This is a genomic window from Micromonospora sp. CB01531, assembly GCF_001905095.1.
In the GTDB taxonomy this organism is placed as follows: domain Bacteria; phylum Actinomycetota; class Actinomycetes; order Mycobacteriales; family Micromonosporaceae; genus Micromonospora.
In genome coordinates, this window is the sequence record NZ_LWLS01000072.1 from 31,431 (window position 1) to 51,889 (window position 20,459).

Annotated in this window: 22 protein-coding genes; 11 read left to right on the top strand and 11 right to left on the bottom strand. The window is 70.5% G+C overall.

The window, feature by feature from the left end; translation table 11 throughout:
* The first annotated feature begins 56 nt into the window (after positions 1-56).
* Positions 57-995 (top strand): AraC family transcriptional regulator, encoded by a 939-nt coding sequence (locus A6A27_RS19390; protein ID WP_073836045.1) that lies wholly within the window; start codon positions 57-59, stop codon positions 993-995.
* Between the two features lie 110 nt (positions 996-1,105).
* Here the strand turns inward: A6A27_RS19390 and A6A27_RS19395 are convergent, their stop codons facing one another.
* From A6A27_RS19395 to A6A27_RS19405, 3 genes are all read right to left on the bottom strand, one after another.
* On the bottom strand, positions 1,106-2,266 hold the full coding sequence (locus A6A27_RS19395; protein ID WP_073836046.1) for an alkaline phosphatase PhoX: 1,161 nt from the start codon (positions 2,264-2,266) through the stop codon (positions 1,106-1,108).
* Between the two features lie 119 nt (positions 2,267-2,385).
* Positions 2,386-2,802 (bottom strand): YeeE/YedE thiosulfate transporter family protein, encoded by a 417-nt coding sequence (locus A6A27_RS19400; RefSeq protein WP_073836047.1) that lies wholly within the window; start codon positions 2,800-2,802, stop codon positions 2,386-2,388.
* Complete coding sequence (locus tag A6A27_RS19405) at positions 2,802-3,458, bottom strand: YeeE/YedE family protein (RefSeq protein WP_073836048.1); 657 nt, start codon at positions 3,456-3,458, stop codon at positions 2,802-2,804. Before A6A27_RS19405 ends, A6A27_RS19400 begins: the two co-directional genes overlap by 1 nt.
* A 768-nt stretch (positions 3,459-4,226) precedes the next feature.
* Here A6A27_RS19405 and A6A27_RS19410 point away from each other — a divergent pair.
* From A6A27_RS19410 to A6A27_RS19420, 3 genes are all read left to right on the top strand, one after another.
* Positions 4,227-4,985 carry an LPXTG cell wall anchor domain-containing protein gene (locus tag A6A27_RS19410; RefSeq protein ID WP_143194075.1) on the top strand — a complete coding sequence of 253 codons (759 nt, stop codon included), beginning with the start codon at positions 4,227-4,229 and terminating at the stop codon, positions 4,983-4,985.
* Between the two features lie 219 nt (positions 4,986-5,204).
* Positions 5,205-8,642: a phosphocholine-specific phospholipase C gene (locus A6A27_RS19415; protein WP_073836050.1), complete on the top strand. Its 3,438-nt coding sequence runs from the start codon at positions 5,205-5,207 to the stop codon at positions 8,640-8,642.
* A gap of 211 nt (positions 8,643-8,853) precedes the next feature.
* Positions 8,854-9,510, top strand: a complete 657-nt coding sequence (locus A6A27_RS19420; RefSeq protein ID WP_073836051.1) for a maleylpyruvate isomerase N-terminal domain-containing protein — start codon at positions 8,854-8,856, stop codon at positions 9,508-9,510.
* On the opposite strand, the gene A6A27_RS19425 is transcribed toward A6A27_RS19420, so the two are convergent.
* Positions 9,497-10,393: an EamA family transporter gene (locus A6A27_RS19425; protein WP_143194076.1), complete on the bottom strand. Its 897-nt coding sequence runs from the start codon at positions 10,391-10,393 to the stop codon at positions 9,497-9,499. The two genes, A6A27_RS19420 and A6A27_RS19425, sit on opposite strands and share 14 nt — an antisense overlap.
* A 162-nt stretch (positions 10,394-10,555) precedes the next feature.
* On the opposite strand from A6A27_RS19425, the gene A6A27_RS19430 reads away from it, so the two are divergent.
* The gene (locus A6A27_RS19430) at positions 10,556-11,437 is read left to right on the top strand and encodes a LysR family transcriptional regulator (RefSeq protein WP_073836052.1); all 882 of its coding nucleotides are present in this window, start codon (positions 10,556-10,558) and stop codon (positions 11,435-11,437) included.
* Between the two features lie 64 nt (positions 11,438-11,501).
* Here A6A27_RS19430 and A6A27_RS19435 read toward each other — a convergent pair whose 3' ends face one another.
* Positions 11,502-13,322, bottom strand: a complete 1,821-nt coding sequence (locus A6A27_RS19435) for an NAD(P)-binding protein (protein WP_073836053.1) — start codon at positions 13,320-13,322, stop codon at positions 11,502-11,504.
* 148 nt (positions 13,323-13,470) lie between these two features.
* Here A6A27_RS19435 and A6A27_RS19440 point away from each other — a divergent pair, with 148 nt between their 5' ends.
* On the top strand, positions 13,471-14,079 hold the full coding sequence (locus tag A6A27_RS19440; RefSeq protein WP_073836054.1) for a permease-like cell division protein FtsX: 609 nt from the start codon (positions 13,471-13,473) through the stop codon (positions 14,077-14,079).
* A gap of 71 nt (positions 14,080-14,150) precedes the next feature.
* A complete protein-coding gene (locus tag A6A27_RS19445) occupies positions 14,151-14,666 on the top strand; it encodes a SigE family RNA polymerase sigma factor (protein ID WP_073836294.1) in 516 nt (171 codons plus the stop codon).
* Positions 14,667-14,814: 148 nt separating this feature from the next.
* On the opposite strand, the gene A6A27_RS19450 is transcribed toward A6A27_RS19445, so the two are convergent.
* From A6A27_RS19450 to A6A27_RS19465, 4 genes are all read right to left on the bottom strand, one after another.
* On the bottom strand, positions 14,815-15,222 hold the full coding sequence (locus A6A27_RS19450) for an arsenate reductase ArsC (protein WP_073836055.1): 408 nt from the start codon (positions 15,220-15,222) through the stop codon (positions 14,815-14,817).
* Complete coding sequence (locus A6A27_RS44290) at positions 15,219-15,407, bottom strand: hypothetical protein (protein ID WP_073836056.1); 189 nt, start codon at positions 15,405-15,407, stop codon at positions 15,219-15,221. Before A6A27_RS44290 ends, A6A27_RS19450 begins: the two co-directional genes overlap by 4 nt.
* Positions 15,404-16,147: an aquaporin gene (locus A6A27_RS19460; protein ID WP_073836057.1), complete on the bottom strand. Its 744-nt coding sequence runs from the start codon at positions 16,145-16,147 to the stop codon at positions 15,404-15,406. Before A6A27_RS19460 ends, A6A27_RS44290 begins: the two co-directional genes overlap by 4 nt.
* A gap of 184 nt (positions 16,148-16,331) precedes the next feature.
* Positions 16,332-16,715 carry an ArsR/SmtB family transcription factor gene (locus A6A27_RS19465; RefSeq protein WP_073836058.1) on the bottom strand — a complete coding sequence of 128 codons (384 nt, stop codon included), beginning with the start codon at positions 16,713-16,715 and terminating at the stop codon, positions 16,332-16,334.
* Positions 16,716-16,965: 250 nt separating this feature from the next.
* On the opposite strand from A6A27_RS19465, the gene A6A27_RS19470 reads away from it, so the two are divergent.
* The 3 genes from A6A27_RS19470 to A6A27_RS19480 all read left to right on the top strand — a co-directional run bounded on the left by A6A27_RS19470 (position 16,966) and on the right by A6A27_RS19480 (position 19,359).
* Positions 16,966-17,292, top strand: a complete 327-nt coding sequence (locus A6A27_RS19470; RefSeq protein ID WP_143194077.1) for a metalloregulator ArsR/SmtB family transcription factor — start codon at positions 16,966-16,968, stop codon at positions 17,290-17,292.
* The gene (locus A6A27_RS19475; RefSeq protein WP_073836059.1) at positions 17,292-17,789 is read left to right on the top strand and encodes a GNAT family N-acetyltransferase; all 498 of its coding nucleotides are present in this window, start codon (positions 17,292-17,294) and stop codon (positions 17,787-17,789) included. Before A6A27_RS19470 ends, A6A27_RS19475 begins: the two co-directional genes overlap by 1 nt.
* 76 nt (positions 17,790-17,865) lie before the next feature.
* Positions 17,866-19,359: an FAD-dependent oxidoreductase gene (locus tag A6A27_RS19480; RefSeq protein WP_083672704.1), complete on the top strand. Its 1,494-nt coding sequence runs from the start codon at positions 17,866-17,868 to the stop codon at positions 19,357-19,359.
* On the opposite strand, the gene A6A27_RS19485 is transcribed toward A6A27_RS19480, so the two are convergent.
* On the bottom strand, positions 19,356-19,697 hold the full coding sequence (locus A6A27_RS19485) for an ArsR/SmtB family transcription factor (RefSeq protein ID WP_073836060.1): 342 nt from the start codon (positions 19,695-19,697) through the stop codon (positions 19,356-19,358). The genes A6A27_RS19480 and A6A27_RS19485 overlap by 4 nt on opposite strands.
* 26 nt (positions 19,698-19,723) lie before the next feature.
* A complete protein-coding gene (locus A6A27_RS19490) occupies positions 19,724-20,011 on the bottom strand; it encodes a hypothetical protein (protein ID WP_073836061.1) in 288 nt (95 codons plus the stop codon).
* Positions 20,012-20,065: 54 nt separating this feature from the next.
* Between A6A27_RS19490 and A6A27_RS19495 the strand changes: the two genes are divergently transcribed.
* Positions 20,066-20,440 carry a VOC family protein gene (locus tag A6A27_RS19495; protein WP_073836062.1) on the top strand — a complete coding sequence of 125 codons (375 nt, stop codon included), beginning with the start codon at positions 20,066-20,068 and terminating at the stop codon, positions 20,438-20,440.
* Positions 20,441-20,459 lie beyond the last annotated feature (19 nt).

The following is a 20,459-nucleotide window of genomic DNA, read 5'->3' on the forward strand; positions in this document are numbered from 1 at the left end:
CCGGCTGGCGAGACTTCACATAGCCAAGACGCGCAATCTTGTGTGTAATCGTCTACGTGGATGCTGTTGTAGGCCTGCTTGACGGCCCCCGAGCCCAGGGCGCGTTCCTGCTCCGCTCGATGCTGACGCCACCCTGGTCGATGGCGATCAAAGACGAGGCGCCGCTCACCCTGGTGGCCATGGTCCGAGGCGACGCCTGGATCGTTCCCGACGAGGGCGCGGCCGTACGGCTGCACCTCGGGGATGTGGCGATCATTCGCGGCACCGGGCCGTACACCGTCGCCGACGACCCGACCACGGCGCCGCAGGTGATCATCCAGCCGGGCCAGCGCTGTACGTCCCCGGACGGGCAGGAACTGTTCGAGATGACGCAACTGGGCGTACGCACCTGGGGCAACAGCGTGGACGGCCCGACGATGCTGCTCACCGGCACCTACACGATGCAGGGCGCAGTCGGCCAACGGCTGCTGAGCGCACTGCCGCCGCTGCTGGTCGTCCCGCGTGAATCGTGGGAGTCCCCGTTGGTGCCACTGCTGGCCACCGAGATCGTGAAGGACGACCCCGGTCAGGAAGCCGTACTCGACCGCCTTCTCGACCTGCTGCTCATCGCCACGTTGCGCGAGTGGTTCGCCCGGCCGGGAGCGAATGCCCCTGCCTGGTACAAGGCACATAGCGATCCGGTGGTCGGCCGGGCCCTGCAGACGCTGCACAACAACCCCGCCCAGCCATGGACCGTGGCGTCCCTGGCCGCCAAGACCGGGGTATCCCGGGCGGCGCTGGCCCGCCGCTTCACGGCGCTGGTCGGCGAACCGCCCATGTCATATCTCACCGGATGGCGCCTGGCCCTCGCCGCGGACCTGCTCCGCGAGCCCGGCGCCACCGTCGGCGCGGTCGCCCATCGCGTCGGCTACGGCAGCTCCTTCGCCCTGAGCGCCGCCTTCAAACGTCGGCGTGGCGTGAGCCCGCGACAACACCGGGTGGCCGCCGGGGTGTAGCAGGGTGCGGCGGTCAAGTCGCGATGCGCTGGAAACACCGTTGGCGAGACAGGCCCGACTGGCCCGCCCCACGGATGGGACGGGCCAGGCTGAGCCATGCGGGTCAGGGGTCAGGTACGGAAGGGCCCGGTCACGCAGTAGGTGATGCCGCCGGACGAGGATCCCGTCGTGCCGCGCTGGGACGAGAAGTAGAGCCGGTCGCCGGCGGGGGTGAAGGCGGGGCCGGTGATTTCCGACGAGCTCTGTCCGTTGATCCGCAGGAACACCGAGATCTTGTCGTCCGGGGTGATCATGCAGATCTCCATGTTGCCGCCGTCCTCGGCGACGTAGAGGTCCCCGAACGTCGAGCCGGTGACGTTGTCGACACCGGTGAGCGGGGCCGGGCCCGGGTTGACCAGGTTGTCGTCGTAGGCCAGCTCGTAGGTGTTGTTGGCGAGGTTGACCTGCCAGACCCGGTTGTCGCCCTTGGTGGTGAACCAGACGGTGTCGTTGGCGTAGTGGCAACCCTCCCCGCCGTTGAAAACCTTGGCGCCGGAGACCTGCCTGCGGGTGACCGTGGGGGACCCGTCGGGGTCAGGGACGGTGGCCCAGGTGAACGTGCCGGACGTTGCAGTGCCGGCCACGAGGACCTGCAGGGTGCCGGCGGAGAGGTCACCCCAGGTGGTCGGGACGAACCGGTAGAACCGACCGTCGGTCTCGTCCTCGGTCAGGTAGATGACCTTACGGACCGGGTCGGCGGCGGCGGCCTCGTGCTTGAACCGGCCCATGGCCGGTCGCGCGACGGCCGCACCGCCCAGGGGGTAGGTCTCCCAGACCCGGCCGAGGCTGATCTCTTCACAGGACAGCCAGGTGTTCCACGGGGTCTTGCCGCCGGCACAGTTGTTGTTGGTGCCGGACAGGATGCGGGAGGCGCCGGTGATCTGGCCGCTGGAGTTGAACGAGATCATCGACGCGCCGCCGCCCGACGTGGCGCTGGTCTCGGCGTTGGACACGTAGATCCAGCCGCTGCCGTTCGGGATCACGGCACCACCGTCCGGCGCGCTGTGCCAGACGTACGACGTGCCGGGCACCACCTGGCCGGACCGGGCAATGACCTGGCTGGTGAAGCCAGCCGGCAGTTGGATGCCGTTGGCGTCGGCGGCCTGCAGCGGACCGTAGGGGCTGGCGGCGCTCTGTGCCGGTGCCGCGTACGCCGTGGACCACGCCGTGAATGGCAGTACCAAACCACCCGCTCCGGCCACCGTCGCCCTCAGTAGTGTGCGCCGATCCATGAACCCTCCTCGATATCGGGTACCGAGAACATAATGGTGGTTTTCTATCCAACGGCGGAGCGTGAGGTGAACGGCGCACGGCGACCGCTTGGCGATCGGTAGACACCCCTCAGGTTCGGTTACCGCTCGCAGGATCCGCTGTCGAGGTGGAAGTACCGCGTGTTGGCCCAGCGGCAGAGCCGGACGCCGACGACGATGCCGGCCATCGTGACCAAGGCGGGGAGGTACCCGCTGGCGACCTGCACGATCGGGATTGCCGGACAGCCACCCGAGATCGCCCAGCCGGTGCCGAAGAGCACCGCGCCGGGGATCACGCCAGCATGGATGCGCCCCGGGGTGCGGCGGACGCGCAATACGGCGAACACCACGACGATGATCGCGACGGCGCCGGCGAAGGCCAGGAGCATGCGAAGCTCCTGGAAGGTGAACATGCGGTTCAGTTCGGCGTAGTCACCGAACCCGATGTTCGCGACGGTGTAGCCGAGGGCCAGACCAGCGATGATGTTGGCGACGAGTAGCCCACCCCGGGTGCGCATCAGATCACCTTCCACAGCAGGAACGACACGAGGACGCCGGTGCCGAAGAAGACGGCAGTCGCGACGATGCTGACCGGCTGTAGCCGGCCACAGCCATTGAGCCCGTGACCGCTGCTGCACCCCCCGGCGAGACGGGTGCCGAAGCCGACGAGCAGACCGCCGACGAACAGCGCGCCGATCATCGCGATCGGTTTGTCGGTCACGATCTGGGCGAAGGCGGCGCCCATGTCGAGCCGGAGCTGGAACCGGCCGGTGGTGACCGCCGCCACCCAGCCGCCGACGAAGACCGACAGGAGCAGGGCGACCTGGCTGATCAGGGGTGCCGGCAGCAGGCTCGCCAGGGCGGGGCTGGCCGCCGCTGGCGGTCGCACGTCCGGTTCTGAGGCCCGCGCGTCGTCGTGCGGGGCGGGACGCGCGGCAGGTGCGGCGGAACCGGCTCCGAACTGGTCGGCGGCGGCCGCGGCGAGAGCCTCGGCGAGGACACGTTCGTCAGCGAACTGGGCGTTCACCCGTTCGACCCGGCGTTCGGCGCGCCAGTGCAGCACCCGGTCCCATGCACCGGACACCCCGAAGGATCGATCGGTCGTGACGGCGTAGTTGATGGTGGTGAGGGCGAGCCCGACAGCCCCGGCCCACCAGGGCCAGTATTCGGTCATGCGGAACCTGCGATCCATTCTGCGAGGCGGGTCCACCAACGAGCCTGCCGAGGCGCCGGTGGGGTCGATGGCATTTCGGAGGGGTGCGTACCTGGTGCGGGTGACCCGGGGTTGACGCCTTGAGCGGCTGCCGGTGCCGGGTTGGACTCCCGGACCGGTACCGGCTCGAACCGCTGTGAGGGCCCCGGATTGAACGGTGACGGTGCCTGTGGCGGACCGGCCGGGCCTGACCCGCCAGCGGCGGGAGCGCGTCTCAGGTGTGACGCGTCGACTCCATTCGGCAGGAGCGTGATCGGCACGAGCTGCCCCGTCCGGGACAGCTTGTATCGAGCACACGTCCGCCAACCCTCCGCACTGTCGCAGTAGTAGTTCCGCCAGTCGCGCAAGCTTGCGTTGAGCAGCGGGAAGAGGGGGCATTCCCGCACGTGTGAGCAGGCCATGTCGCTCCGATCTGGCCATCGTCACCCGGGGCGAATGGGCGGGTTGGCATGAGTTGGAGGGGTAGGTCTCGGTCAGCGAGCATACATACCGTATGGATTAATAGCGATCCGGGGATGATCATGGCGAAACGTCGCTGATCAACGGCTTGGTGGCGCTCTGCTCCGGCCTCGGCGCGGTCGGACGTCCGCACCCGACCCCCTTGGACGTGGCCTTCTTCGACCTCCGCCTTCGCACCGCGTCGTCGCAGCCGGTGAACATCCAATATCGACGGGCGTGTCGGGTGTGCGATCATGTGCCGTCCCCTCTACCACTTTCGGAGGATTCCTCATGCGACAGCGTCGGCGCGTGGCGCGCGCGGCCCTCACCACAGCCGCCGCCACGGCCCTGCTCGGGCTGGCCGCCCCGGCCTGGGCTACCGGCAACCCGCACAACCCGCCGGGCGACAACGGCACCGTGAAGATCGACGGGATGCCCTTCTCGGACAAGGTCGACAACGAGCCGCACGTCACCTGCGAGTTCGAGCTCGAGTTCTTCAACTTCGACGAGAATCAGAAGGCGAACGTCACCCTCTGGGCGCAGCCGCCGTCGAGCACGCCGAAGGACAAGGTCGTCTGGTCTCGGCAGAACGTGCTGATCAGCAACGATCCGGCCTCCGGCGCGGAGAACGACCACGACGAGGTCATCCGGCTCTCCGCCAACGACCTCGACCTGTCCGGCCTCACGCAGAAGCAGCAGGGCTACCACATCAAGCTCGATGTGGAGCTGATCGGCGGCAAGTCGGCCGACGGCAAGCACAAGGTGTTCTGGCTGAAGCCGTGCGCCTCCTCGGAGTCGCCGTCGCCGAACCCGTCGACCCCGGCGACCCCGGGCGGTTCGGAGAACCCCTCCGGGAATCCTTCCGGCACGCCGGGTGCCCCGGGCTCATCCGTGGGTGGCGGCACCGGTGGCGGCGGTACCGAGGGCGGCCTGCCGATCACCGGTGTGGCTGCCACGAGCATCTCGCTCACCGGCCTTGCGCTGATCGGCGGCGGTGTCCTGCTGATGGCGCTGCGTCGTCGCCGGGACAAGATCCGCTTCACCAGCTGACCTCCGCGCCACTCGGGAACCCGGCCGTCGGACCTCGCGTCCGGCGGCCGGTCTCGTTCTCGGTCATGCCGCTGCACGTGGGCGACGAAGGTGAACGGGTGCGACGGAGAACGTGGCAATACGGCCGATGGAACATTCCACGTTGATGCTTGAACAGTCAACGAAGACTCGTCGCTCAAGGGTTACCTCGTGCTACCGGCGCGACCTACTCTCCGCACCATGTCTGACATCTCCCGCCGCAGGCTTCTCGGTGCTGTCGCCGGTGGCGCCGCCCTTTCTTTTCTGCCCCCGTCACTGCTGAAGGCGATGGCCGCGCCGCTGCCTCCCGGCGGTATGGATGCGATTGAACACGTCATCATCCTGATGCAGGAGAACCGTTCCTTCGACAACTACTACGGCACCCTCAAGGGCGTGCGCGGCTTCGGCGACCGTACGCCGCTGCGTCTGCCCACCGGGGCCACCGCCTTCGAGCAGCCGCGGTCCGGTGGTGGCAAGGTCCTGCCGTTCTCGGCCCGGCAGGCGGCGGTCGATGCCGGCCGCCGCGAGAGCGACATCCAGTACCTCGGTGCGCTCCCGCACGGCTTCTCCGACGCCAACCAGGCCCGGGCGAACGGCTGGTGGAACGACTGGATCGCGGCCAAGGGCCAGAGCACCATGGCCTTCTACGACCGGCGCGACATCCCGCTCCAGTACGAACTGGCCGACCGTTTCACCATCTGCGACGCCTACTTCTGCTCGGTCTACGGCTCGACCAACCCCAACCGCAACTACCTGTGGACCGGCAAGACCGGCTACGAGCCGGACGGCGTCAACCGGGCGGTCACCAACGCCGCCTACTCCTACACCCACGCGGGCTATGACTGGACGACGTACCCCGAGCGGCTGGAGGCCGCCGGCGTCTCCTGGCAGATCTACCAGGAGTGGGACAACTTCACCGACAACGCGGTGGAGTACTTCCGGCCCTGGAAGGAGATCGGCCGGAAGATCCTCGCCAAGGTCAGCGGCCAGTACTCGACCACCGAGCAGTTCTACGACGGCCTGTGGGGCAAGACCGCGGACCAGCGGAAGGCCGCGCTGGCCCAGTTCCAGCAGGGTGTCGACGCGCTGACCGAGGCGGAACGTCGGCTGTTCCTGCGGGGTGCCTACCGCTCCGAGCCGAACACCCTCGTCCAGCGGATCCGGTCCGACATCAAGAACGGCACGCTGTCGAAGGTGAGTTGGCTGGTTCCGACGGCGGCGCTCTCCGAGCACCCCAGCTCCTCCACCCCGGTCGGCAGCGCCAACCTCATCTACGACGTTCTCGACGCCATCGCAAGCGACCCGAAGACCTGGTCGAAGACGGCCCTGTTCATCAACTTCGACGAGAACGACGGCTACTTCGACCACGTGCCGGCCCCGGTCGAGCCCCGGCCGGACTCCGGCAACAGCGACGACTGGTTCAACGGCCTCCCCGTCGGCCCCGGCCCGCGGGTGCCGATGACGGTCGTCTCGCCGTGGACGGTGGGCGGTTTCGTCTGCTCGGAGGCGTTCGACCACACCTCGGTCATCCGGTTCCTAGAGAAGTGGACCGGTGTCCAGGAGCCCAACATCAGCGCCTGGCGCCGCAGCGTGTTCGGCGACCTGACCTCCGCCTTCGACTTCAACCGCGGATACCCGCAGCCCAGGTTGGAGCAGCCCGGCTCGGTGCCGTCGGCGGTCGGCCGCTGGAACCCCGTACCGCCGAAGAACCAGTCGCTCCCGAACCAGGAGGCCGGCACCCGCCCGACCCGCCCCTCGCCGTACCGGCTGTCCCTGCGGGCCGACGTCACCGGCTCCGGCGTCCGCCTCCGGCTCGGCAACGCGGGCACCACCGCCGCAACGTTCACCGCCTACCCCGGTGACGGCACCGCCCCACGCACGTGGACCGTCTCCGCGGGCGGGACCGCCGACAACACCGTCGGGTATGACGCCGGCGGCTACGACCTGCAGGTCACTGGCCCCGGCTGGTCCGTCTGGGAGCTGCGCGGCACCGGCGTGGGCGCCGAGGCGTACCTGGTCGAGCAGGCCGTCCCCGGCCAGGTGAAGGTCCAGTGCGCCAACCCCTCCACCGCCACCCGCACGCTCCTCGTCGGCGAATCGGTCTACCCGCGCAACCCCGGCGACCATGTCCAGACCGTCACCCTCGCGCCCGGCGAGACCCAGACCGTGCCGATCCAGCTCCCCGACCACGGCTGGTACGACGTCGTGGTCGTCGACCAGGAGGACCCGGCGTTCCTGCGCCGGATGACCGGCCGCCTGGCCGACGGCAGGCCCGGCGTCACCGACCCGGCGACCGGTACCGCCCCGGCGCTGGCCGCGACGATCACCCCGCCGGAGCCGCTGCCCTCCCTGGACACGCCGTTCGCGCAGGGCAGCCCGGCCGACGTCGTCGTCACCGTGCGGAACCAGGCCGACGCCAAGCTCGACCGGCTCTCGGTCGCCCTGCTCGCCCCCTCCGGCTGGACGGTCGAGCGGGCCGCCGCAGCGCCGACGGTGGTTGCCGCCGGGGACTCGGCCGAGGTGCGCTTCACCGTCACGCCCGCCCCGAACGCCACCGCAGGCAGCCTGGTGGTCGCCGCCCACGGCGACGGCAACGGCCTGCTGAGGCTCGCCGACGCACGTGTCCGCTCCCGGGTCGCCCCTGCGATGAGCGTCTCGCTGACCGGTCCGGCGAGTTCGCCCGGCACCGACGGCACCGTGATCTCGCCGGGCAGGCCGGTGACCGTGACCGCCACCATCACCAATGCCGGCGCCACTCCGCTTACCAACCTGGCCGCCACGCTGGCCCTCCCGACGGGCTGGACCGCCACCCCCAGGGGCGACGCGCCGACGGCCGTTCCGGCCCGCTCCTCCACCCGGCTGGAGTGGGACGTCGTCGCGCCCGCCTCGGCGGCGCGCGTCTCCGGCAGCCTCAAGGCGACCGTCACGGCGAATCTGAGCGGCAGCGTCCAGCAGGCGACGGCGTCCCTGTCCGCCAAGACCGGGCCGGTCATGACCGGCTACCTGCTCGCGGAGGACTTCGAGTCCGTCGTCCCCGCGCTCGCCCCGGCGGCCGACCTCAGCCGGCCCGGCCTGCTCGGCTGGACCCGGACCACCCCCGAGGGCTGGACGGTCACCAACGCGCCGGCCATGCCGCAGGGCACCCGGGAGCTGCAGGGCTGGACCTTCCTGTCCAAGCAGTTCTGGTTCCCCGGCGGGCAGAACCGCCCCAACTTCAGCCGCTCTCTCGGCGTCGTCGCGGTCGCCGACCCCGACGACTGGGACGACACCGGCAGCCCGTCCGGCCGGGGCCGGTTCGACTCGACCCTGACCACCCCGGCGGTGGCCATCCCATCGGGCACCGCCACCCTCCACCTGGGCTTCGACTCCCACTATCGCCAAGAGAGCCCGCAGGAGGCCGAGGTCACCGTCCAGTTCGACACCGGCGACAAGGTCCAGCTGCTGCGCTACAGCAGCGCCACCTCCGGGAACACCAACCAGGGCCAGGACCAGGAGAACCGGCTCGTCCGGCTCTCCTGCCCCGTCCCGGCTGGGGCCACGTCGGCGAAGGTCAACTTCCGGATCTTCAATGCTGGCAACAACTGGTACTGGGCGATCGACAACGTCCGCCTCGGCACCAGCCCGATCGCCGATGCCTGACCGGCCGGCGGCCTGACCGCCCCCGCGCGGGGCGCATGACCGCCCCCGCGCGGGGACGCATGATCGTCCCCGCGCGCGGAGCTTCGGTGCTGGGCAGGAGACGGGCCGCCGTGCCGGCCGGCCCGTCTCCTGGCCGGAGCGCCGGCGACACCTGTTCGCGCCCAACGGTGTCGCCCTCGACACCGCCCCGATCCGGCAATACCGTGCCGCAGTGGATCTCTTCTCACGCTCTTGGGCAGCGTTGCGCACGGCGGTCGCCGAACTACCGGACGAGGACTTCGCACAGCCGTCCGGCTGTACCGGCTGGCTCGTGCGGGACCTGGTCTCCCACCTGATCATCGACGCTCAGGACGTCCTGATCACCCTCGTGACCCCAGCCGAAACGGAACCGAGCCGGAACGCGGTGTCCTACTGGGACGTCGCCGAAACGCCGCCGACCGGCGACGACCCGCTCGACGCGCTGATCGTCCGGCTGGCCGCCGCGTACGAGGATCCGCGGCTGCTGAAGTTCCACCTCGACGACGTCGGCTCCGCCGCCGGGCGCGCCGCCGAACTCGCCGACCCAGCGGTCCGGGTCGGCACGCGTGGCGAGGTCCTCACCGTGGCCGACTACCTGTCCGCCTACGTCCTGGAGTGGACGCTGCACCACCTCGACCTGACCGCGCATCTCCCGGGCGCGGCGGACCCGCCCGCCGAGGGACTCGCCTGGTCACGCGAGCTGCTGGAAGAGATCGCCGGGGCCTCGTTCCCCGCGTCGTACTCCGACAGGGATGCGCTGCTCGTCGGCACCGGACGCCGCGCGCCGACCGACGCGGAAAAGGTCGAACTGGGCGAGCTGGCCGTGCGGCTCCCGTTCATCCTCGACTGAGCCGGCCTCGGATGATCCCTCCCGCCGTAAGTCGATCCAGGGCGGCCCGGGCACGAGTCGTCGCGGCGTGCCGCGGCTTGGCGGTCGAGGCGGCCTGGACGGCCAGGGCGTTGGCCGACACGACGATGGCTATGCCGAGCCACTCGTGCGGTTCCAGGACCTGGCCGAGGAGGGCGAGGCCGGCCAGCGCGGCCAGCACCGGGTGGATGCTCATGAACACGCCGAAGAAGCGGGCCGGCACGGTACGCAGCGCGACCAGATCGGCGGCGTAGGGCACCACCGAGCTGAGGATGCCCGCACCGACGGCGTAGAGGATCGCGGTACCGGCCAGTCGTCCCTGCGCGAGCAGGATCGCCGCGACCGGCAGGTAGAGCAGCGCAGACACCAGGGTTGCCGCCGCCGGTGCCTGCAACCCCGGCAGCCGGGCCCCGACGATCCGGTTGAGCAGGATGTACGCCGCCCAACACGCCGCCGCCAGCAGGCCGAGCCCCACTCCGAGGTAGTCGCTGGCCGGACCCGGTAGGACCAGGACGTACACGCCGACGCAGGCGCCCGCCGCGCAGAGCAGGTCGAGCCGGGTTCGGGAACCGGCCAGGGCGACGGCGAGCGGGCCGAGGAACTCCAGGGTGACGGCCAGGCCGAGCCCGACCCGGTCGATCGCGGTGTAGAGACTGAGGTTCATCGTGGCGAAGACCAGCCCGAGCAGCAGGGTCGGCCACCATTGCGCCCAGGTGAAGCGACGCAGGTTCGGGCGTACGGCCGGCAGCAGCACCGCCGCCGCGACGAATTGCCGCACGGCGACGACCCCGGCGGGCCCGAGGGTGGCGAACGCGTGCGCACCCAGGGCCGCCCCGACCTGGCTGCTCGCCGCACTTCCGGTCATCGTGGCGATCCCGCGCAGCAGCGGTCCACGGTCGGGTCCAGCCGGTTGACAGCGGCCCTGAGCAGCAACTTCACCTGCCGTCTTCACGGTCATGAAGGCAGTGTCGACCCGCACCGACTGATACAAGAAATGCACTAGCCGTCAGAGTTATACGCTTGGCGTATGGATGTGCAGCTGCGTCAGCTCCGTACCCTCGTCGCGGTGGTCGACGTCGGCACATTCACCGACGCGGCGGCTGTCCTGGGCGTCTCCCAGGCGGCGGTCTCACGTTCCGTCAGTGCCTTGGAGGCGGCGCTCGGCGCTCGCCTGCTCCAGCGAACGACCCGGCACGTCTCGCTCACCCCCACCGGCACCCGCGTCGTCGCCGCCGCCCGCCGGGTACTCGACGAGGTCGCCCACCTGCAACGGATCGTCGAGGAGTCCCGCACCGAGCTGCGCGTCGGCTATGCCTGGGCGGCGCTGGGCAAACACACCAGACGGCTGCAGAAGACGTGGGCCGCCGCCCACCCCCAGGTGCCGCTGGTGTTCGTCCAATCCAACACCCCGACCGCCGGGCTCAGCGAAGGCACCGCCGACGTCGCCGTGATCCGCCGGCACCTGGCCGATCCCCGTTTCGACACGGCGCTACTCGGCGTGGAGGCCCGCTACGCCGCCGTGGCCACCGACAACCCGCTGGCCCGGCGACGATCGGTACGCACCGCCGACCTGGCCAGGTACACCGTCGCCATCGACAGTCGGACCGGCACCACCACAACCGCCCTGTTCCCGCCAGGTGCCGAACCCACGACCATCCGCACCACCCACGGCGTCGACGAGTGGCTCACCCTCATCGCCGCCGGCCAAGCGGTCGGCATCACCTCCGAGGCCACCGCCAACCAGAACCCCAGACCCGGGGTGGCGTACCGCGCCGTCCGCGACGCCCAGCCGATACCGGTCTGGCTGGCGTGGTGGAAGGACGACCCGCCCGCCCACCTCACCGAACTCGTCAACCTGGCCTGCGAAACCTACCGGACGGGACAACCCCGGCAGGAGCGCCCCGCGTAGCGGAGCCCACCGCAAGAGGTCGACGGACGGCGGGGGAGTGGTGTCGTCATCGGGCGGTCCCGGGTCACGCCGGTTCGGGCTCTGTCGGATGTGTGGTCGGGTGGACCGGCGGCGGACCCAACAGCCGCATCGGAGGTGCGGCGGCGAGCGGGGGCGGATCGGCGCTGGGCACGGTGCGGGGCAGCAGCGCGGCGAGCCCGGCGCGGGTGGCCACCACGATCAGCCGGTCGGTCCGGACCAGCGGCCGGCGCTCCGGCAGGGCCCAGATCGTCTGATCGGCCCGCCCGGTCCGCATCGCGATGACCTGGACCGCGCCGGGCTGGGACAGGTCGCGGCAGTATCGGCCCTCGATGTCGGAACCGGCGCCCACCGGGAGGTCGGCCACCAGCAGCACCCGGCGGCCGACGGAAATGGTGTCGATGACCTGGCGGCCCATCATGGCGGCCGCGAACGCGGGCGCGGCGAGGTAGGACACGCTGCGCGACTGGTGGATGCCGAAGGTCCGCTGGACCCGCTGGGCGAAGCCGTCGTCGAACAGCCGGAGCACCACCCGCAGGGGCTCCACCGTCGTGTCCGGCGCGGTGTAATGCGCCCGGTGCGCCGAGCGCCCGGTCAGGGCCGTCTCCAGGTTGGTCACGTCGTCGGAGGTCAGCACCACCAACGCCCGGCAGGTCTGCACCGAGGCGGCCCGCAGCGTCTCGGGGCGGGTCGCGTCCCCGACGATCACGGGCAGGCCCAGCTCTCGGGCGACCGCGACGCCCCGGGCTGACTCCGCTCGGTCGACCGCGACCACCTCGATGCCGAACGAGTGCAGCTCCTCGATCACCCGGGTGCCGATGTTGCCCAGGCCCACAACGATCACGTGGTCGTCGACCGGGTCGATGAGCCCGCCGGCGGCCACTGCCAGCCGGGCGTGCACCAGCGAGTCGACCATCAGAGCCGTGACCGTGGGTAGCAGGGCCACGCCGGCGACCACCAGCACGACCTCCGTCACCTTCGCCATCAGCGGGGCGGCCGGGTCGGCGTTGGCGCCGCCCAATGTGGTGAGCAGGGTCAGATAGCCGGCCTCGGCCAGGTTCAGGCCGCGGGCGTACGCGAGCACGGCGCTGCCGACGGCGAACAGCGCGACCATCCCGGTGAGCGCCAGCCGCAGGCGGCGGCCGAAGACCAACCCGGCGGCCCGCAGCAGGCGGGGACGCCGGCGGGTCGGTGGCGGCGGACGTCGGCCATACGTCCGGACCAGGACCAGGTCGGCGGCTTCCTGGTCCGCCGGGAGGGCGATCGGCTCCGGACCGGTCGTGTCGGCCAGGCCGCAGACGACGTCCGCAGCGGGGTCGAGGGCGGCGCGGCTCGCGATACGTACCAGATCATCGTCGCGGAGCCGCAGGTAGGCCGGAGCGTCCTCGCCGAGGGCGGCGGCGACGAACGCCGGCGCGGCGATCTCTGACCCGGACAGCACCACGCAGTCCCCGAGCATGGTGGCCACACCCTCGCCGAGGACCGCGTTGAAGAGCCGAACGACCAGCCGTACCTCCGGTGCCAGCTCACGCACGATCATCGCGATGTCCACGTTGGTCACGTCGTCGTCGCCGACCAGCGCCACGGCAGCGGCATCACGCACTCCGGCGCGCTCCAGCACCTCGGCGGTCAGGCGGTGGGCCACGACGAGGTTCGGGCGCGGTACCGCAGCTCCGGTCTCCGGCCCGAACTCGGCGATGTCCGGCGCGTGGCTGTCAGTCAACGACGGCAGGACCACCGTGACAGGGACGCCGTAGCGGTCCATCAACTCGGTGACCAGCCGGCGGGCCAGTGCTCCGGCCCCGCAGACCACGAACCGCTGGCCCACCGGCTCCGGGTCGAACCCCTGCCTGGTGTCATCGGACACACCTGAATGGTAGTCAGCGACAGCCACGGCCAGCGTCCCGACCGGCCGGCGGCAGGCAGCAACGGCAACCGTCCATCCGTCGATGTGACCGATCCGGTGTCCTGACCAGTCATCAGAGGTGGAGTCCACCAGAGCACGGGAGTGAACCTTGGATCAGAACCTGCGGCTACTCTTCGCCCGCGCCCTGGCCGACGAGCCCGAGCCGCCGCCGGGTGACCTGGCCGGACAGGCCATGGCCACCGGCACCAGCATGCGCCGCCGCCGACACCGGTTGGTGGCGGCAGGCGTGGCGGGCGTGGCCACCATCGCGGCGCTGGGGGCGGTGAACGTGGCGCCACCGGCGGAACGTTCGGCGTCACCGGCGACCGTGCCAGCAGGGTTTGCGATGCTGGTGAACCCGGCGTGCGATTCTCCGGTCCAGGACACCTCAACCGATGTTTCGATCTTCCTCACCGCGGACCTCACGGATCAACAGCGCAGCGCGGTGGAAAGCATGCTGCACGCCGATCCGGCAGTCCACACCATGGCCTACGAAAGCCGCGAACAGGCCCTGATCAGGTATCGAAAGATATTCGAGGACGCGCCGCAACTCGTCGCCGCCGTCAAAGCCAGCCAGCTGCCGGAGTCGTTCGGGATCAAGCTGACCGGGCGGTCACAGTACGCCAACCTGGCGGCGCGCGTCGAGCGTATGCCCGGGGTCGACGAGGTCATCGGCAGCGAATGCCCGCCCGGCACGAATGCCTGGGCGGCCAGGTGATGGCGGATACCCGGACCGACGCCGCCGGATCACTCCCTGACGCCAGGCACGGTCTCGTGGCCCGGTGGGGCGTGGCCCGACGGCGTGAGCAAACCGCTCGACAGGCGGAGTTCACCGCGTTCGTGGAGGCCACCGCGCCGAGGCTGCGGCGTACCGCCTACTTGATGTGCCGGGACTGGCATCTCGCACAGGACCTGACCCAGATCACCTTCGCGAAGATGTACGCGGCGTGGGGCAGAATCCGGCATGCCACCAATCTCGAGGCGTACAGCCGCCGCGTCCTGATGAACGCCGTCTTCGACCAGAAGAAGCGGCGCAGCGACGCCGAACTCGTGCTCGCCGACCTGCCCGAGGCGGCGCACCGACGGCTCGACGACACCGTGGAACTGCACGTCGCCCTGCTACAGGCCCTGGCCGCCCTGCCCATCCGCGACCAGGCCATCCTGGTGCTCCGCCATTGGGAGGATCAGAGCGTCGAAACAGTGGCCGGCATCCTCAACGTATCGGTGTCAGTGGTAAAGACTCAGAACGCCCGTGCACTGAACAGACTGCGGGCACTGCTCGGCGAGGACTTCGTACGGACCTGACCGCCCGCAGCCAGTCTGGCCGTCCGCCTCATGCCCACGCCAAGGGCAGCGACAGATGGAAATATTTGGCAAGGGGATCCGCGGCGACGCCCGGTTGGCGTACGCCGGGGGAGCCCGTTGGACGCTTGGCTGATGACCCGGCGATGGGTCAGGCGTCGGGGTGCAGTTCGATGAGCAGCTTCTCGACCCGGGTGCGGATCTCGTCGCGGATCGGGCGGACCGCCACGAGGCCCATGCCGGCGGGGTCTTCGAGCTTCCAGTCCTCGTAGCGCTTACCAGGGAAGACGGGACAGGTGTCGCCGCAGCCCATGGTGACGATGACGTCGGAGGACTCCGCGGTCTCGTACTCGAGGAGCTTGGGGGTCTGGTCGGTGATGTCGATGCCGACCTCGCGCATGGCCTCGACGGCGGCCGGGTTGACGGTCTCGGCGGGGGCGGAGCCGGCGGAGCGGACCTCGACGGTGTCGCCGGCGAGGTGGCGCAGCCAGCCGGCGGCCATCTGGGATCGGCCGGCGTTGTGGACGCAGACGAACAGGACGCTGGGCTTGTCGTTCATGGGGTGCCTTTCGGGCAGTACGGGTCGTGGGGCCGGTTGACCGGCGCGCCGTCGGGGTCGAGGGCCAGATGGCGATCCGGGTTGCTGTTGCGGTCGACGGTGCGGTAGAGGCCGGGGTCGTGATGGCGGTTGACGAAGACGTGGTCAGGCCGAGCCGTGTCGGCATCGCGCGGGTGCGGTGTCATGAAGGGCGGCTGAGGGCGACGTCCTCGTCGGTGGGGACGACAACCTGGTCCGCGGCGGCGTCCGCGTCGGGGTAGAGGGCGGCGAGTAGGCCGACACCGACGGCGAGGCCGACGATCTGGGCCAGGACGAAGCCGGGTACCGAGGTGGCGGCGATGCCGGCGAAGGTGTCGGTGAAGGCGCGGCCGACGGTGACCGCCGGGTTGGCGAACGAGGTGGACGAGGTGAACCAGTACGCCGCGCCGATATACGCGCCGACCGCGGCGGGGGCGACGGCGGCGCGGCCAGAGCGGGCGAGGGCGAAGATCAGCAGGATCAGGCCGGCCGTGGCGACGACCTCACCGAGCCACAGGTGGCCCGCAGCGCGGTCCTTGTGGGAGAAGTCGACGGCGGCGAGGTCGAACATCAGGTTCGCCAGCACTGATCCGGCGATCGCGCCGAGAACCTGGGCCGCGACGTAGCCGCCCAGGTCCCGGGCGGTGAGGCCGGTGCCGGCGTGGCGGCCGAGGAACCAGTCGGCGGCGGACACGACCGGATTGAAATGGGCCCCGGAGACGGGGCCGAAGATCAGGATCAGCGCGCCGAGGGCGAAGGCGGTTGCGGTGGAGTTTTCCAGCAGTTGGAGGCCGACGTCGCCGGGGGACAGGGTGGTGGCCATGATGCCGGAGCCGACCACGGCGGTGACCAGCAGGGCGGTGCCGACGAACTCGGCCAGCAGGCGCCGCCGAAGTGTGATGGTCATCAGTTTGTTCTCTCTCCTGCTGATCAACAGCAGGTTGCCGGGTAGGAGTGCAGATCCGCCAGTGCGGCGAGGGTGCCGTCCCGGTCGGCCCGATCGAACACCGTCCTGCCGTCCCGCCGCGAGATGACCACACTGCCGCGTCGCAGCACGACAGTCTTCCGGCCTGCGCGGCGGCAGAGGCGGCTCACCGCTGAGTTGCGGCGGTCGGCTCGATCGACAGCAGGGCGGCGAGCTGGCGCAGGATCTGCGGGCGGGCGCGATAGTAGACCCAGGTGCCCCGCCGTTCGGCGTCGACCAGGCCCGCCTCGCGCAGCGTCTTGAGGTGGTGGGAGATCGTCGGCCCGGTCAGGTCGAACGGCGGCGTCAGGTCGCACACGCACGCCTCGCCGCCTTCGGCGGAGGCGATCATCGACATCAGCTGCAGGCGGACCGGGTCGCCGAGTGCCTTGAACGCGGGCGCGAGCACCGCGGCCATCTCGGCCGGGACCCGGCGTTGCGCCAGCGGGGGGCAGCACGGCGCCTCGGCGTTGAGGTCGACGAGGGGGAGCGACGCTTGTTGCTTCGACATCCCTCTAGGTTGACATCTCTATAATCAGCGTGCAAGCCTCTGATTCGACGAACGTCAAGACAGGCGTCGCGACGAAACGAGGACCAGCATGTTCGGCTCCACCCGCCGCCCACGCACGCTGCTGCCGGGTGCCCGGTTCTGCGACTCCTGTGCCCAGGTGTCCACCCCGCGCAGCGGGCCGAGCGCTGCCGCGACCCAGACCCGCTAGACTTTCATCGCCAATCGACGATAAACGATAGAAGGAGTGCTGGTGGACGACCTGCTCGACCGGGACACCGCCCAGACCTACGCCTCGTGGTTCCGGGCCCTCGCGGACCCGACCCGGGTGCAGATCGTCGAGTACCTCGCCCGGCACGCCCGTCCGATGTGCGTCGGCGAGATCGTCACCGCGGTCGGACTGGCCCAGTCCACCGTCTCCCAACACCTGAAGATCCTCACCGAGGTGCGGTTCGTGCTCGTCCAGCCCGTCGGCACCGCCCGTCACTACCGCCTCAACGACGCCTGCGTCGGCTGTTTCCCGTCGGCCGCCGACGTGGTGATGGGCCGCCCGGCTCCCCAACCGAAGGGAGGCTGCTGATGGCCGACGTCACCGTCCGCCCCATGACGGCGGACGACGCCGACCGGGTCCTCGCCATCTACCAGGCCGGCCTCGACGGTGGCAACGCCAGCTTCGAGACCACCGCGCCGACCTGGGCGGCGTTCGACGCCGGCAGGCTGGCCGAACACCGGTTCGTAGCCGTCGACGCAGACGATGCCGTCGTCGGCTGGGTCGCCGTCTCACCCACCTCGACCCGCGCCGTCTACGCGGGCGTGGTCGAGCACTCCGTCTACATCGACCCCGCCGCCCAGGGGCGCGGCGCCGGCCGGCTGCTCCTGGGTGCCCTGATCACGTCGACCGAGGCCGCCGGCATCTGGACCATCCAGTCCGGCGTCTTCCCCGAGAACGCCGCCAGCCTCGCCCTGCACCAGCGCGCCGGGTTCCGGGTCATCGGCACCCGCGAACGCGTCGGGCGCCACCACGGCCACTGGCGCGACGTCATCCTCCTCGAACGCCGCAGCCCCACCATCACCTGACGCTCGACCGCCGCCTTGGACAGGCGGCCTACTGCACCATGCTGATTCGATAAACATCAACACAAGGAGTTCTGTGATGAGCACCCTGGACCAGTTGCCGATCGCCGTCATCGGCGCCGGCCCGGTCGGCCTCGCCGCCGCCGCCCACCTGCATGAGCGCGGCCTGCCCTTCACCGTCCTCGAAGCCGGCGACACCGCCGGCACGGCAGTGCAGCAGTGGGGCCACGTCCGCGTCTTCTCCCCGTGGCGGTACAACATCGATCCGGCCGCACGGCGCCTGCTCGACGACGCGGGCTGGGCCGCCCCCGACCTCGAGGCCCTGCCCACCGGCGCCGACCTCGTCGCCGACTACCTGCAGCCGCTCGCCGACCTGCCGCAGCTCAAGCCCCACCTGCGCTACGGCATCCGCGTGGACGCGATCAGCCGCCTCGGCTTTGATCGGCTCCGGACCACCGGCCGCGAGCAGGCCCCGTTCCTGATCCGCCTCACCGACGGTGAAGAACTGCTGACCCGTGCGGTCATCGACGCATCCGGCACCTGGGGCACCCCCAACGTCCTGGGCGGCTCCGGCCTCCCCGCCCGCGGTGAGCAGGACGCCACGGCGTACCTGGACCACGCCCTCCCCGACGTGCTCGGCGCGGACCGCGACCGGTTCGCCGGCCGCCACACCCTGGTCGTCGGCGCCGGCCACTCCGCCGCCAACAGCCTACTCTCCCTCGCCGAACTCGCCGCCGAGACGCCGGGCACCGAGGTCACCTGGGCGATCCGCTCCGCCTCCCCGACCCGCACCTATGGAGGCGGCGACGCCGACGCCCTCCCGACGCGGGGGGCGCTTGGCTCGCGCCTGCGCGACCACGTCGACGCCGGCCGCATCCGCCTGCTCACCGGCTTCTCCGTCCACGCGATCACCCCGACCGGCGGGCGCGTCGCTGTCGTCGTCCGCCACGTCGACGGCACCGACGAGTCCGTCACCGTCGACCGGATCGTCGCCGCCACCGGATTCCGACCCGACCACACCATCGCCGCCGAACTGCGCTTGGACCTCGACCCGATCATGGGTGCCACCCGCGCCCTCGCCCCCCTGATCGACCCGAACGAGCACTCCTGCGGCACCGTCCCCCCGCACGGGGTCGACGAGCTCGCCCACCCCGAGCCCGGCTACTACGCCGTCGGCATGAAGAGCTACGGCCGGGCGCCCACCTTTCTCATGGCCACCGGCTACGAGCAGGTCCGCTCCGTCGTCGCCGCCCTCGCCGGCGACTGGACCGCCGCCCGCGACGTCCAGCTCGACCTGCCCGAAACCGGAGTCTGCAACAGCAACCCCGCCGACTCCTCGGGCACCGACAGCTGCTGCGGCACCAGCCCGGAGCCGGTCGGCCATGGCCTCGCCACCGGAAGCTCCGGCGGCCTGCCACCGCTGAACCTGATCAGCGTCCCTGATCAGCTTTGCCCTGGGTCGGCTGGCACCACCGGTGGCGCACGCGAAAAGGACGCCACGAGGCAAGCGGTGGCGTACCGGATCATCCTGCCCGCCGGCTACGACAGCGCGGTCCTCGGCAGCGCCGCTTAGCGAGTCCTCTTCGTCGTCCGCTTGCGGGGTGGGGTCAACAGGTCGGCTATCGCCGCGATCGCGGACGGCACTACCCGGTAGTACGCCCAGACGCCGCGTTTCTCGCGTTCGAGCAGGCCGGCCTCGGTGAGGATCCGAAGGTGATGACTCACGGTCGGCTGGGAGAGTTCCAGCGGCGCGGTGAGGTCACTGACGGACGCCTCGCCCTCCGGGGCGGACTGGATCAGGCTGAGCAGCCGCAGTCGGGCCGGGTCGGCGAATGCCTTCAGCACTCCCGCGAGCCGCTCGGCATCGGCACGCTTGATCGGCTCGCCAGCCAGCGGCGAGATAGCAGGCATAGCAGTTTTCGCAGTTCTCACGCCCTCTATCGTTCCACGAGCACCATCGATCGGCCGGTGGAACCGGGACCAGTGGGCGCGAGCGTGTCGGCGTCGGACGCGATTCGGCCGTGGTTGCGTTCGGCCGTCAAGTAGGCGGAGATCACGGCTGCGCCCTCGCCGACGAGCGGGAACCGGGCGGTGCCGGCCGTGCGCAGCCGCGTACGCAGTTCGTCGCGGGCGATGACGAGGGCCACGATCGCTACCACGACCGGCTCGACGAGGTTCGTCAGAGCGCGGGTCAGGTTGTCGGTGACGGTACCGGTCCCGGACAAAGCGGAACCGCGCCGGCCTAGTGCTGGTTACGCTGTCGCAGGAGGTGAACCATCATGTTGACAGGCGCACCGGCGCAGGCGGCCATTCCCGCGGGCGACATGGAACGGGCCAAGCGCTTCTATCGCGACACGCTGGGCCTGACGATTTCGCGGGAGGGCGAGGACGCCGTTCATTTCGAGTCCGGTGGAACGCAGTTCTTCATCTATCCCACCTCCAATGCCGGGCAGGCGCCCCACACTTTGGCGGCCTGGTTGGTCGCTGACCTCGACGCCGAAGTGGCGGACCTGCGGGGGCGCGGCGTGACGTTCGAGGAGTACGACATCCCTGGGCTCAAGACCGTCAACGGCATCGCAGAATTGCCGACGATGCGTGGCGCCTGGTTCAAGGACAGCGAAGGCAACATTCTCGCCGTGAGTCAGCCCCGCTAAGGGCAATTCTGTCGTCGCG

Bases quoted from the DNA above. Each gene is read 5' to 3' on its own strand.
- A6A27_RS19430 (WP_073836052.1), top strand. From the start codon at position 10,556: ATGGATGTGCAGCTGCGTCAGCTCCGTACCCTCGTCGCGGTGGTCGAC.
- A6A27_RS44290 (WP_073836056.1), bottom strand. From the start codon at position 15,407: ATGACACCGCACCCGCGCGATGCCGACACGGCTCGGCCTGACCACGTC.
- A6A27_RS19465 (WP_073836058.1), bottom strand. From the start codon at position 16,715: ATGTCGAAGCAACAAGCGTCGCTCCCCCTCGTCGACCTCAACGCCGAG.
- A6A27_RS19415 (WP_073836050.1), top strand. From the start codon at position 5,205: ATGTCTGACATCTCCCGCCGCAGGCTTCTCGGTGCTGTCGCCGGTGGC.
- A6A27_RS19480 (WP_083672704.1), top strand. From the start codon at position 17,866: ATGAGCACCCTGGACCAGTTGCCGATCGCCGTCATCGGCGCCGGCCCG.
- A6A27_RS19485 (WP_073836060.1), bottom strand. From the start codon at position 19,697: ATGCCTGCTATCTCGCCGCTGGCTGGCGAGCCGATCAAGCGTGCCGAT.
- A6A27_RS19405 (WP_073836048.1), bottom strand. From the start codon at position 3,458: ATGACCGAATACTGGCCCTGGTGGGCCGGGGCTGTCGGGCTCGCCCTC.
- A6A27_RS19395 (WP_073836046.1), bottom strand. From the start codon at position 2,266: ATGGATCGGCGCACACTACTGAGGGCGACGGTGGCCGGAGCGGGTGGT.
- A6A27_RS19460 (WP_073836057.1), bottom strand. From the start codon at position 16,147: ATGACCATCACACTTCGGCGGCGCCTGCTGGCCGAGTTCGTCGGCACC.
- A6A27_RS19400 (WP_073836047.1), bottom strand. From the start codon at position 2,802: ATGCGCACCCGGGGTGGGCTACTCGTCGCCAACATCATCGCTGGTCTG.
- A6A27_RS19425 (WP_143194076.1), bottom strand. From the start codon at position 10,393: ATGACCGGAAGTGCGGCGAGCAGCCAGGTCGGGGCGGCCCTGGGTGCG.
- A6A27_RS19495 (WP_073836062.1), top strand. From the start codon at position 20,066: ATGTTGACAGGCGCACCGGCGCAGGCGGCCATTCCCGCGGGCGACATG.
- A6A27_RS19450 (WP_073836055.1), bottom strand. From the start codon at position 15,222: ATGAACGACAAGCCCAGCGTCCTGTTCGTCTGCGTCCACAACGCCGGC.
- A6A27_RS19410 (WP_143194075.1), top strand. From the start codon at position 4,227: ATGCGACAGCGTCGGCGCGTGGCGCGCGCGGCCCTCACCACAGCCGCC.
- A6A27_RS19475 (WP_073836059.1), top strand. From the start codon at position 17,292: ATGGCCGACGTCACCGTCCGCCCCATGACGGCGGACGACGCCGACCGG.